Origin of the sequence: Veillonella sp. VA139, from assembly GCF_003992005.1 — a bacterium.
Classification (GTDB): domain Bacteria; phylum Bacillota; class Negativicutes; order Veillonellales; family Veillonellaceae; genus F0422.
The window spans coordinates 68,438-80,137 of sequence record NZ_RQVL01000008.1 but is presented as its reverse complement, the minus strand read 5'-3'; the positions used below and the strand labels follow the sequence as shown (position 1 = coordinate 80,137).

General features: G+C 38.6%; 15 protein-coding genes and 1 tRNA gene. 2 read left to right on the top strand and 14 right to left on the bottom strand.

Annotated features, from left to right (window positions below; translation table 11 throughout):
- From EO125_RS04535 to EO125_RS04505, 8 genes are all read right to left on the bottom strand, one after another.
- Positions 1-182: hypothetical protein (locus tag EO125_RS04535; protein ID WP_164726437.1), on the bottom strand; the 182-nt coding region annotated here is incomplete at its 3' end.
- 211 nt (positions 183-393) lie between these two features.
- Complete coding sequence (locus EO125_RS04530; RefSeq protein WP_127147857.1) at positions 394-630, bottom strand: hypothetical protein; 237 nt, start codon at positions 628-630, stop codon at positions 394-396.
- 99 nt (positions 631-729) lie between these two features.
- Complete coding sequence (locus EO125_RS04525) at positions 730-981, bottom strand: hypothetical protein (RefSeq protein ID WP_127147856.1); 252 nt, start codon at positions 979-981, stop codon at positions 730-732.
- Positions 982-1,292: 311 nt separating this feature from the next.
- Positions 1,293-1,871, bottom strand: coding sequence for a phage replisome organizer N-terminal domain-containing protein (locus tag EO125_RS04520; RefSeq protein ID WP_127147855.1), 579 nt, complete (start codon positions 1,869-1,871; stop codon positions 1,293-1,295).
- A gap of 111 nt (positions 1,872-1,982) precedes the next feature.
- Complete coding sequence (locus EO125_RS04515) at positions 1,983-2,354, bottom strand: hypothetical protein (RefSeq protein WP_127147854.1); 372 nt, start codon at positions 2,352-2,354, stop codon at positions 1,983-1,985.
- Positions 2,354-2,620 carry a hypothetical protein gene (locus EO125_RS04510; RefSeq protein ID WP_127147853.1) on the bottom strand — a complete coding sequence of 89 codons (267 nt, stop codon included), beginning with the start codon at positions 2,618-2,620 and terminating at the stop codon, positions 2,354-2,356. Before EO125_RS04510 ends, EO125_RS04515 begins: the two co-directional genes overlap by 1 nt.
- A 73-nt stretch (positions 2,621-2,693) precedes the next feature.
- Positions 2,694-2,867 carry a hypothetical protein gene (locus EO125_RS09825; protein WP_164726436.1) on the bottom strand — a complete coding sequence of 58 codons (174 nt, stop codon included), beginning with the start codon at positions 2,865-2,867 and terminating at the stop codon, positions 2,694-2,696.
- Positions 2,868-2,927: 60 nt separating this feature from the next.
- Complete coding sequence (locus tag EO125_RS04505; protein ID WP_127147852.1) at positions 2,928-3,140, bottom strand: helix-turn-helix transcriptional regulator; 213 nt, start codon at positions 3,138-3,140, stop codon at positions 2,928-2,930.
- A 152-nt stretch (positions 3,141-3,292) separates the two neighbouring features.
- Here EO125_RS04505 and EO125_RS04500 point away from each other — a divergent pair, with 152 nt between their 5' ends.
- Together EO125_RS04500 and EO125_RS04495 are read left to right on the top strand one after the other, a co-directional pair.
- A complete protein-coding gene (locus EO125_RS04500) occupies positions 3,293-3,844 on the top strand; it encodes a helix-turn-helix transcriptional regulator (RefSeq protein ID WP_127147851.1) in 552 nt (183 codons plus the stop codon).
- A 33-nt stretch (positions 3,845-3,877) separates the two neighbouring features.
- Positions 3,878-5,032, top strand: a complete 1,155-nt coding sequence (locus tag EO125_RS04495) for a site-specific integrase (protein WP_127147850.1) — start codon at positions 3,878-3,880, stop codon at positions 5,030-5,032.
- A gap of 205 nt (positions 5,033-5,237) precedes the next feature.
- Here the strand turns inward: EO125_RS04495 and EO125_RS04490 are convergent.
- From EO125_RS04490 to rodA, 6 genes are all read right to left on the bottom strand, one after another.
- Positions 5,238-5,328: transfer RNA gene (locus EO125_RS04490), tRNA-Ser, on the bottom strand.
- Positions 5,329-5,905: 577 nt separating this feature from the next.
- Positions 5,906-6,469: a manganese efflux pump MntP family protein gene (locus EO125_RS04485; RefSeq protein ID WP_127147849.1), complete on the bottom strand. Its 564-nt coding sequence runs from the start codon at positions 6,467-6,469 to the stop codon at positions 5,906-5,908.
- Between the two features lie 112 nt (positions 6,470-6,581).
- The gene (locus EO125_RS04480; protein ID WP_127147848.1) at positions 6,582-8,000 is read right to left on the bottom strand and encodes an Rne/Rng family ribonuclease; all 1,419 of its coding nucleotides are present in this window, start codon (positions 7,998-8,000) and stop codon (positions 6,582-6,584) included.
- A gap of 9 nt (positions 8,001-8,009) precedes the next feature.
- Entirely contained in the window at positions 8,010-8,699 is a 690-nt protein-coding gene (locus EO125_RS04475) for a TIGR03936 family radical SAM-associated protein (RefSeq protein ID WP_127147861.1), read from the bottom strand.
- Entirely contained in the window at positions 8,671-10,554 is a 1,884-nt protein-coding gene (locus EO125_RS04470) for a TIGR03960 family B12-binding radical SAM protein (protein ID WP_127147847.1), read from the bottom strand. The genes EO125_RS04475 and EO125_RS04470 overlap by 29 nt, the downstream gene beginning before the upstream one ends.
- A 36-nt stretch (positions 10,555-10,590) precedes the next feature.
- Positions 10,591-11,694 (bottom strand): rod shape-determining protein RodA, encoded by a 1,104-nt coding sequence (rodA, locus tag EO125_RS04465; RefSeq protein WP_127147846.1) that lies wholly within the window; start codon positions 11,692-11,694, stop codon positions 10,591-10,593.
- Between the last annotated feature and the right edge of the window lie 6 nt (positions 11,695-11,700).

Genomic DNA, 11,700 nt, shown 5'->3' with positions numbered 1-11,700 from the left:
TGGTCATCTAATTTAGATAAAAAAACCTCTAGCATCATAATTGCAACACCATTTATTAAGGTTGAAAAGTCTTCCATAAGATGGAAGAATGAGTACATTTCTTCATCATTAAATATCTTGTTTTCAGAAAAGTTAAAAAAGTCAGTGCAACAATCCGCTGCTTGTTGTAAAATAAATTCCATAAGAAGGTCTCCTTTGCTTTGAGTTATTTGAACACATTCATTGTAACAAAGGATGACCTTCTTTTGCTATTTTATTTTCCCACAAACATTTTACACTAACGGCTTTAAATATATATCATATGACCCATTATTATTTGGTTTAATTCTCAAGGAATGCATGAAAAACTTTTTTTGTATCAATCCTAGTATATGCTTTACATCATTCAGTTGATCAGTGTTGTCTATCTTCCAATGTAACTTCATGCGTTCCCCCTTGGTATATCTCTCTTAAAACTGAATCTTTCTCACTGTAAAAGTATCCTAATCCATGCATGTATACGGCTAGTGTTAATATTTCGCTAATTTGCTGTTCATCTGATCCGATATGTAACAGTTTTTCCCTGATCTCTTGTTTGATTACATTAAGGTGTTTTCTTCTGATTTGCTTTTCTGTAGTTATATCAATCATATATACTCCCATTTTTCTTTCATTATTTCACCTATATAGGGCTTGTAGTTGCTTTCTAGTATCATTTCACCTAAAAAGCAACTAATAAGCCTTTATGCCCTAATTTTCTAAGTTTTTCAATGCATCATGTATATTTGCTATTTCTTTCATAGCATTTTCAGCTATCAAAACGGCTATATCTTGTATTGATTCAATCTCACCATAGGCCAATACTTCACTTTTTAAACCTTTTTCTTGTAGTTCCTGTTGTAATAGCCTTGCATGTGAATCTATCAAATATAATATGTTGTTTATATTCAGCCTGATATTTTCAGTAGCCGATTTAATAAAGACCAATTCATTGTTATTCATGTTATGTATCCTTTTGTGTACGGGTTTGTGTTCCTGTAAGGAACGCAAATTAATATATTATATTTGTTGGTACGTTTGTTGGTACGTTTGTTGGTACGTTTGTTGGTACTATTGTTGGTACGTTTGTTGGTAATAATTCCCTACAAAGTTATACACTTATTCACCCTCTCCTTATGTATCCTCTCCTCTCATCTAAATCTAAGTCTTATCTAAATCTAAGTCTCATCTTATCTTATCTTATCTCTTCTAATCTTATCTTATGGTGACATGATGTGACATCCTTGTGACATCCTTGTGACATCCTTGTGACATTAAGCAAATATCCCCCTTTTTGCATTTTCTTTTTTTGCTCTTGAGATCCTTTGCCGTTCCTTATCCGAATCCTTTCCTGTATTTGTTTTAAATTCTTCAGCAAATACGGCTTCTTTTTCATTACATACCGTTAATAGTGAGTATTCAATCATAAATAATATGGTTTTCTCTACTAGTTCTTTATCTTCGCCGATTAAACTTGCTATTTCTTCCTCTATGGAATCCCCCACGCCTTCATAATAGATATACCCATTCCATTTAAGACTAAGTAACAATATTTTTAGGTATATGATTGTCATAGTTTCGCCATTTTCTCGTTCTCTTAGTTTTTTCATTTTTAAAGTTTCCAAATGATCTTCAGGAATCTTAATCCAATGATATACTTGAACACCTCTCTTTATTGCATCCTCAATATGATCTTGCTTTGTTTTTTTCTTTGGCGGTGCTTGCTCTACAGGCTCGCCCCCTTGCCCCTCCTGTGCTAGTAGCATTTGTGCTTGTTTGTTTAATTCATTTTTTTGTTGTTCTAGTCCCTTATAATAACTTTCACTCAGTATTGGTTGTTTGTTTTCCTCCACTATTTGAATACCTCCTATGAAATCGTATCTTGCCCCTTTTTTTGCCCCCTATTTTAAATTCAATGCATAGAGGGTTGATATTAATAGACTTGTAAACGCTTTCCCTCTTCCTTAATGGATTATTTCAGCGTCTAATTCGCCTTTATCTTTAATAGGGGCAACGGCTCGAATGTATGCCAATACCTCACGGCGTTGTGTTCTTGTAATATCTTCATACAGTTCGATCAGGTAGCTTTCTAGTTCATCCGTTACATTCATATATACGTCATCTTCTTCTATATGTTTGTAAATCCCGTGTTTTCTTGCAAGGCCTTTAGGTTCGCCACTATTGCAAATACAGAAAAGCCCGTGTAAACTAATAACATAGTCCCCTATGCTATTATGTTTGAATTTTCCTGTATATTCACTATAGGGTGTAGGGACTCCACTATATACCGTTTCAGTAATTGCAGTTACTGGAGCGGTTTTTTCTTTATTAATCATTAGTTACCTCTTTCATTTAAAAACTTTTCAAAGTCAACTAGCTTTACAAGCGGTTTTCTTTCACCGCCATCAATAAAGCTATCTTTATACTTGCTAATCTGTTTCATTTCACGCATTCGCCGTGTAACAGTGGTAGCACTCATTGAGTAATGTTGAATGATATAAGAGGGCTGTACGTAAATAGGCTTATCATGTTTACGATCATATACCGCCAATACAAGCCCCCTATTACTTAATAACTTTTGAATCTCTTCGACTGATTGCATATATTACCCCTTTTTATTACCTATTTGAGCCTTTACGGCTCTTTTTTTATGTTCCTAATGGTTTTTTTTATACCTAAGCCACTACTTTTTCACCTCCTAAGGCCTTACAATCGTTTTCAGTCATATACACTACTTGACCATTAAAGATACATTTCACTAATTGGCCACTTGTATATACCTGATCTACATCAATAACCCTTTCACATGGAATAGGCTCGTTAGATTTAAAAATTGGAATATTCTTCATTGTGTTTCTCCTTTCATTCCCTCTTAATGCTGTAGGTGATTATATGAGGTTGGTTAAGCATTAAGAAATAAATAGTTCTTCAATAGTTAATTGCATTCCTAAACGATCGTTTAGTACTTTTTGAATTGCTTTCATATCTTCAAGGGTTATAGGCTTTTTACCTGATAACTTTTGATTGATAGATGTTTTAGACAATCCAACACTTTTGGCCAATGTTTCTTGTGTTAAATTTGCAGTTACCATAAGCCCCCTAAGTTTACTAAATTTCTTCATCTGCTCACCTCACTTTACATTTTCCCAATTAATAGATAAGTAAACTTTACAAAAATAATATATCACATGTACGAAATATTGTAAAGTATGTTTTATATTTTCCGTTGTTTTTGTAATGTATATATGATAATATTACTTTATGAGGTGATTATATGATTTATTCAGAACTACAAAAATTACTTTTTCAAAACAGGTTGACTATTTCAGAATTTTCAAGGGCTACTGGAATTAGTCGCCCAACAATTACAGCTTTGGCAACTAATCGAAGTACAGGTATACAATTTGATACTTTGAATGCTATTTGTGCATTTCTTGAGGTTGATCCATCTTTAGTTTTTACTTTTTTACCATTTGAGGTAACTTTAAACTTAACCAAGGATGAATCTATCAATTCACAAGGAGTTATCAATATTCATTTCATTGATACGATAGATAGAAATAATATTTTATTATCTGTATCTTGCAACTACGCTATTGAAAAACACGATGAATTGCTATGCAAAATTGAAATAATAGAAAATGATGTGTTCAAATATCAAAAGTTTATAAATACTAAACTATCTGATAAGCAACTTACAGCACTCACTCAAATGCTACAAATGTATATTTATGATTTACTGGATGAGGATGCTCTAACATGCTTGCTAAACTTTGAAAAAACGAATATTTGGGATATGGTGGAATTTGCTATACCTAAACAATAGTCGACCTTTCACAATGAAAGGCGGTATCTATTTATGTGGATTGAGGAACACCACACCAAAAAAGGTATCAAGTATAAATACTTTGAACGATATAAAGACCCTGTAACGGGCAAAAACAAGCGTGTATCCGTGACTATGGAAAGTAACAGCACGCAAGCCACAAAACTAGCTACACGGCTTTTACATGAAAAAATTACAACGGCTATAGATCAGGCACAAGAAAAAGCCACCCGTGAAAATACAATATACTTTCAACAGGTGGCCAATGAGTGGCGACAATTTAAGGCGTTATCATGCAAGCTATCCACCGATAGCAATAATCGCCTAACCGTCAATAAATTATGTGAGTATATACAGGATACACCATTACACGATGTAAAGGCAATCACTATAGAGGAATTGGCACATACTATGTACCACGTACAGGGGCTTTCTTACGATTACACATGTAAAGTGATTACCACTGTTAAGGGTATCTATAGATACGCTAAGAAAAAAGGCTATATAGAGGATATCAGGCACATTGAGGATATCGAACTCATAAAAAAGCCTATGACTATGCAAGAATTGGATAAAAAACAGTCTAAGTTTTTAGACCGCGAGGAATTAAAAACGGTACTCCTTGCCTTGCATAGTATCAGCCCCCGTATATCCTTACTCATGGAATTTATGAGCCTAACAGGGTTACGAATTGGCGAACTGCTCGCCTTGCGTGTATGTGACTACGATAAAGCCAATAAGAGAGTACACATTAACGGTACTATATCACAATATAGGCAAGGGCAAGCCCCTAGCCGTGGCACTCCTAAGAATATCTATAGTGTACGGTATGTATCCTTGAATGACCGCTGTATTAGTATCATTGAAAAGCTGTTATTAGAGAATAAAAGGCTCGCATGGGATAACAGTTACAACGATCAGGGCTACATATTCACAAATAAAAAGGGTAATCCGTATGAGCCACAATACATCAATAAGACGTTACGCAAGGTACATATTGAGGGTAAACACCTAACTACGCATATTTTTAGGCACACGCACATTAGTATGCTAACAGAATTAGGCGTACCATTAAGAGCTATCATGCAAAGGGTAGGACATAACGACCCTAAAACAACACTAAGCGTATATAGTCATGTGACCGAATCCATGCAAGATGAAATAGTAAAAAAGCTAAACGCCATCTAGTTTTTCACTTTTCGTGTATCTATCATATTCTATAGAATTTTTAGGCAACAAAAAAGCCCCCTTAATTTTAGGGGGCAAATAGGGGGCAAAATGGGTAAAAAAAGGGGGCTATACACTTATAAGCAAGAATCAGAAAAGCCCTGTATTATCACGTTTTATAGTACTTTTCTATTTCTGTTTATAAGCATATACACCCTTTAAACCTTGGCGGAGAGAGAGGGATTTGAACCCTCGGTACGGTATCACCGCACACATGATTTCCAATCATGCTCCTTAAGCCGCTCGGACACCTCTCCAAGTGAATACCTAATTATTATAAACCACCAAATACATTCCGTCAAGCACTTTTTTCTCCCCCGCAGAGGAACGCAGTTGCGCATAGCAGCCTCATGGCAACCCTTACTAGCTAATATGCATACCCCCTAGAAGAGTGCGCCACCTCCGTGAGGAACACAGTTGTGCGTAGTAGCCTTGTGGCATTTTTTACTACATAAATTACAAAAATGCAAGAAGAGCACGGTGTGCCCCACCTCGTGAGGAACACCATGTCGCGTAGAACGTCCCGTGGCACTGTAATTACCTAAATAGCACAAACGCTAGAAAAGCGCCACATGTTCCGGAACAAACCTAACCACTGTATCAGTTCGGGTCGGAATATACGGCGATTATCCAAAATAATCCCGCAGAGGAACGCAGTTGCGCGTAGTAGCCTTGTGGCGTCCCTTACTAGCTAAATCATACAAGTACAAAAAGACCGCAATATACCTCCGAAGAAACATTATGAAATACCGTTTCTGAGGGGGTGTATTGCGGTCTTTCCTTTCATGATATTAGACAAAACGCCACAGGCTACATAGCACAGCAAGAGACGATTTAGCGAGGCAGATACCCCAAATGCTGCAGCAATATTTTAACCCCTATCAGAATCAATATAACGCCCCCAGCCATTTCCGCTCTTTCACGGAATGCTTTCATCATATGGTACCCACTAAATATGCCCACCAGACACACCAAGAAGGTAATCACCCCAATTGTAAGTGATGTAAAATACACATCCACATGCAAGAGCGCAATGGTAACTCCTACCGCTAAGGCATCGATACTAGTGGCAATGGACAAGGCTAACATTTCTTTCCAATCCACCTTTGTTTTATCTTCTTCCTCATCACTGAGCGAGGCACGAATCATATTGATGCCCAAATAGCCTAATGTAATGAAGATCACCCAGTGGTCCCATTCATCAAAGTTTTGTGAAAACTGAGCTCCTACCGCAGCCCCTATCAAGGGCATCAAACACTGAAAGGCGCCAAATAAAAATGCTAACAATACTTTCTTATAAGTAGGATCATCTTTCATTTGTGATGATTTACAAATAGAAACAGCAAAGGCATCCATGGCAAGACCTACGGATAAAATTAATATTTCAAGGTATGACACTAGTCCCTCCTGTACATAACAACAAAAGTGCTTGGCAGTCCCAAGCACTTTTCCTTAAAAACATTACATTTCATATAGAGAAGTGTAATTATTTTTAGTACTAATTTTATTATTATACATCACTTAAGGCTAATAGGGAATAGGCTTCTAACCCCATTGTGGCATCATTTTCAATCTGTATAGTTCGTTGCAATTCTATTCGCAACATTTCTAACACCTGTTTCGTAAAGAACACGCCCACATCTGGGTGCACTACAATAGATACATCCGTTTTTAAGCGACCAAAACGATACAACTCACGCAAACGGCGTAAGATTTGTAAATACACCGTTTCTCCTTTTAGTACATGTCCAGTACCACCACAGCTGGAACAAGTATCAAAGAGGATAGATGGAATACTTTGACGCTCCCGTTTTCGTGTCATCTCTAATAGGCCTAGCGAGGTCATGCCACATACCACAGTTTTAATAGGATCTTTTTTCACTAGATGATGCATCAACTGCACAAGCTCTTCCATATCCTGTTTCGGCATATCGATGAAGTCGCAAATAATAATCCCCCCAAGATTTCGCAATCGTAATTGTCTAGCAATCATATGGGCCGCTTCTTGGTTGACACGTTTCGCCACCTGTCCCGCTTGTTCATTCTTGCCGCTGTAATGGGCAGAGTTCACGTCAATCACTGTGAGCGCCTCTGTTTGGTCAATCTGCAAAGAACCACCAGATGGCAAATCAATGCGATGATTTAACAGCGCATCAATTTGCTCTTCAATACCATGGGTCTTAAAAATATCTTCCTTTTGATTCCACAAACTCACGTCTACAGGCTTACCAAATCGTCCTGCCCCTAAGATCTGTTGCAACTCTTCATAGGCAGCCATATCATCCACCATAATGGAACCTACCGTAGGCCCTACATAATCACGGATGACACGATACCAAAGGTTCGCATCTCCATAGATTTCAGTCCCGTTCTGCGCCACCTTATAGCGCTTTTGTAAATGCTCCCAAGTCTGATGCAAATAAGCCATATCCCTGGCAATCTCTTCGTCACTCGCCCCCATGGCTGCGGTGCGAAGAATAAATCCCACACCCCGTTCTAAATACGGTTGCGCCATATCTTTTAAAGACTGACGCAACTCTGGGTCTGTAATCTTTTTAGAAATATGAATCTGTTGATCATTAGGCAATAAGACCATGTAATGACCAGCTAAACTTATATCTGTAGTAACACGCGCACTTTTACCAAGCATAGCATCTTTCACAATTTGCACGAGCAGTACTTCCCCTACATGAACTTTTTTCTGTTTCCCTTGTTCTTGTAGGTTTAGGTACACATTTTGACCGATGCCAATGTCGAGGAAAGCTGCACTCATACCAGGCAGGACATTTTTCACAACCCCTTTATACATATGATGTACGCGGTTCGACAACTGTGGTCGTTCATATATAATCTGTTGTAACGCCCCCGTCTCGTCCACAATGGCAAGACGGGTTTCCTCTTTCATCACATTGGCATATAATCGATTCATACTCTCTCCTTATTCCACTTCTAGTGGCGTAATACAAGCCCCATCCGTTTCAATCAGAATCGCTTCACGGTGAATAGAATAACTATCTGTTACGGGCCAACCGTATTGCTCTTTGCCCAATTTCCACATATCCCCTGGCTTCATAGTCCCTTCTGGATATACGCCAATAGCCATACGAATTGTTACCATATCTCCGTCTACCTTTGCTACCAAGGGTTCTTTAATGAAATGTTTCACATCAATCATTCTTGTTTTCTTCGGTGTTACCTTTTCATAGAGCACTTCTTCTGCACTGTTGAAAGGCTCCAATAAGGTCTCCCAGTTCGCTGCTTCCGCCACCGGTCCCGTCACCTCATAGACAGCATAATTGCAAATGGCCATCATTTTTTTTACTTTATCCGGCATGAATCGTCCATCTAATACTTCTAGCCCTTTCGGTGCCGCCTGTGAAAGTCGACCCATCAATTTCTCCAGGGAGCCTTCTTCTAATACATCCATATCACAGTATTCGCAACTAGCCGTTATACCTAATGCAAGGGCTGACGAAAAGCTAATTTTCATATGCGGGTTAAATCCTTCAGAATAGGCCATTTTAATCCCACTGCGACGAATCATGCGCTCGATAGCAGAAGCATAATCTAAATGGGATAAAAAGCGTAATTCTTCCCCCTTATGTAAGGCCAAACGTAACTTTCTCAACACGTCCACCCTCCTTATAATCAATAATCGGTGTGCCCAACTCTGGACACGCATTACAACCATTGCATGGCTTGCGACGGCAATCCCACGTCAATGTACCATCTACAGCACGCTCCCATTCACGTTGTAAAAAGGCTTTACTTACGGTGTCATCAATATGTTCCCAAGGCAATGCCTCTTCAAAGCTGCGGTCACGGCGAGCATAATAATCTGGATCAATATTCGTATCTTTGAAAGCCTGCATCCAGGTATCGTATTTAAAATACTCTGTCCAGCCATCAAATTTACAGCCATGTTTCCAAGCCTCTATGACGGATGGCGCTAATCGTCTATCTCCACGAGCAAAGATAGCCTCTAAATACCCCGTATGTCCATCATGATAATGATAGGAAATATTGCGATTATTGATAAGAGATTTTAAATATCTCTGTTTACGATGAATTTCCTCTACATCTTGTTGACCATACCATTGGTAGGGGGAGTGTGTTTTCGGTACGAAGAAAGAACAACTCACTGTCACCTTGCCATTACGTTTACCTGTAATATCACGATGTAAATCCAATACTTTATAAGCTAAGTCAGCAATGCCTGCTACGTCTTCGTCCGTTTCTGTAGGCAAGCCCATCATAAAGTATAATTTCACTGTGTTCCAACCAGATTTGAAAGCATTTTCACAGGCTGCCATCAAATCTTCTTCACTAACACCTTTGTTAATCACATCACGCATACGTTGAGAGCCTGCTTCTGGAGCAAAGGTTAAGCCACTTTTACGCACTTGCTGCACCTTTTTAGCAATATCAATAGAGAATGCATCGATACGTAAAGATGGTAAACTAACGCTGACTTGTTTATCTTTAAATTCTTCCATCAGCATATCCACTAATTCCGGCAATTTAGAATAATCGGCAGAACTTAGAGACATTAAAGAAATTTCATTATATCCCGTATTGGCGATAATATCCTTTGCCATTTGTAATAACCGTTCTGGCGTTCTTTCACGAACAGGACGATATAACATACCAGCTTGGCAGAAACGACAGCCTCGCAAACAACCGCGGAATAATTCTAATACAGCCCGATCATGGACTACATCTAAATATGGCACAATCGGCGCTGTCGGATAATAGGAGTGTTCCACATCTTCGACGATACGTTTTTTTACTATTGGTGGCGCTTCCTCTGCCAAAATTTTTAACCCTTTAAAATGACCGTCCTCTGTGTATTCTGGTTCATATAAAGCAGGCACATAGGTCCCTTCAATTAAGGCTGCTTTGCGCAAGAATGCCTCTTTACCGCCTGGAAAACCTTTCGCTTTTTCTGCTTTAAATAATTCTACAAATTCTACAAGCCATTCTTCCGATTCACCGATAGACACGATATCAAAAAAATCTGCAATAGGTTCAATATTATATACACATGGTCCCCCTGCTAATAGCAATGGGAAAGACATGTCTCGATCTTTGCTATAGAAAGGGATCTCTGCCATATCCAGCATATTCAAGATGTTGGTATAGCTCATTTCATATTGCAATGTAAATCCCAATAGATCAAATTCGCGAATTGGTGTTTTTGTTTCCAAGGAAAATAAAGGAATCTTACGGTCTCGCATTTCCTTTTCCATGTCGTGCCAAGGCGCAAAGACACGCTCAGCCAACACATCTTGACGTTCATTTAACAAACCATATAAAATTTTTATTCCTAAATGGCTCATACTTACTTCATATACATCAGGAAATGCCAAGGCCATTGTCACATCCACTGTACTGTACTCTTTTACAATGCTATTCCATTCCCCTCCGGTATAGCGAGCCGGTTTTTCCACATGTTGTAACCATGATGGCTCTAATTGAATCATACAACCTCCAAGAGGCACTAGCCTCTTTTTTACTACTTAAAACATGCGCTTTTTCTGGCGCATTACTATATTTAATAATAAACCTATACTCAATAGATTTGTTGTTAACGCACTTACACCGTAACTGATGAAAGGCAATGGAATACCCGTTACAGGCATAATACCAGTGGTCATACCTACATTGACTAAGACTTCAAATAGCAGCATGGAGCCAATGCCTGTGGCAATTAACATGCCAAATGGATCTACCGATCGTTTCGCAATTAAGAAACTACGATACACAACCACCAATAGTAATCCTAAGACCACAAAACAACCTAGAAGACCTAATTCTTCCCCCACCACGGAGAAAATAAAGTCCGTATGGTTTTCCGGTAAAAAGTTCAACTGACTTTGGGTTCCTTCAAAGAGCCCTTTACCAAATAGTAAGCCGGAACCAATAGCAATTTTAGATTGGATAATATGATATCCTGCGCCAAAGGGATCTACATTAGGGTTCAAAAACACCATAATCCGTTGTTTTTGATACTCTTGTAATACAAACCAGCTTAACGGTAATAGTGCTACCATAGTGCCTACCATAATCTGTACTAACCGCATGCGAATACCGCTCACAAAGAGCATGCCTGCTAATATAGCCACATATACTAAAGATGTCCCCAAGTCTGGTTGCTTAAACACCAACAAGGCGGGGATTCCTAAAAATAAAAATACTGGCAATAACTCTTTGAACGTATTTAACTTTCCTACTCGACTTTCTAGCATATTTGCCAAGCTAATGATCATCATCAACTTCGTAAATTCCGATGGTTGAATAGTAACAGGGCCAATCTGAATCCATCGTTGCGCACCTAGTGCCGATGTACCTACCACCATAACTGCCAAGAGCATAACGATAGTAGCACCATAAATCCACTTTGCATAGGGACGCAAGCGCTCGTAATCTAGCCATTGCAGACCTACAATGGCAACGATATTTAATCCAAAGAATAGCAATTGTTTCGATACTAACCCTGTAATTTGCAGACCTTCTCGATTGACATGGGTCGCGCTGCCGATAACAACACAACCAATGACAATTAGACTGATAGTAGCTAGTACCAAAATCCAATCCCATTCACGTATAATTCTCTGCCACATAGTATA

Excerpts from the sequence above, each read along its gene's own strand:
- EO125_RS04530 (WP_127147857.1), bottom strand. The coding sequence starts at position 630 with ATGATTGATATAACTACAGAAAAGCAAATCAGAAGAAAACACCTTAAT.
- EO125_RS04525 (WP_127147856.1), bottom strand. The coding sequence starts at position 981 with ATGAATAACAATGAATTGGTCTTTATTAAATCGGCTACTGAAAATATC.
- EO125_RS04515 (WP_127147854.1), bottom strand. The coding sequence starts at position 2,354 with ATGATTAATAAAGAAAAAACCGCTCCAGTAACTGCAATTACTGAAACG.
- EO125_RS04510 (WP_127147853.1), bottom strand. The coding sequence starts at position 2,620 with ATGCAATCAGTCGAAGAGATTCAAAAGTTATTAAGTAATAGGGGGCTT.
- EO125_RS09825 (WP_164726436.1), bottom strand. The coding sequence starts at position 2,867 with ATGAAGAATATTCCAATTTTTAAATCTAACGAGCCTATTCCATGTGAA.
- EO125_RS04505 (WP_127147852.1), bottom strand. The coding sequence starts at position 3,140 with ATGAAGAAATTTAGTAAACTTAGGGGGCTTATGGTAACTGCAAATTTA.
- EO125_RS04500 (WP_127147851.1), top strand. The coding sequence starts at position 3,293 with ATGATTTATTCAGAACTACAAAAATTACTTTTTCAAAACAGGTTGACT.
- EO125_RS04495 (WP_127147850.1), top strand. The coding sequence starts at position 3,878 with ATGTGGATTGAGGAACACCACACCAAAAAAGGTATCAAGTATAAATAC.
- EO125_RS04480 (WP_127147848.1), bottom strand. The coding sequence starts at position 8,000 with ATGAATCGATTATATGCCAATGTGATGAAAGAGGAAACCCGTCTTGCC.
- EO125_RS04470 (WP_127147847.1), bottom strand. The coding sequence starts at position 10,554 with ATGATTCAATTAGAGCCATCATGGTTACAACATGTGGAAAAACCGGCT.
- rodA (WP_127147846.1), bottom strand. The coding sequence starts at position 11,694 with ATGTGGCAGAGAATTATACGTGAATGGGATTGGATTTTGGTACTAGCT.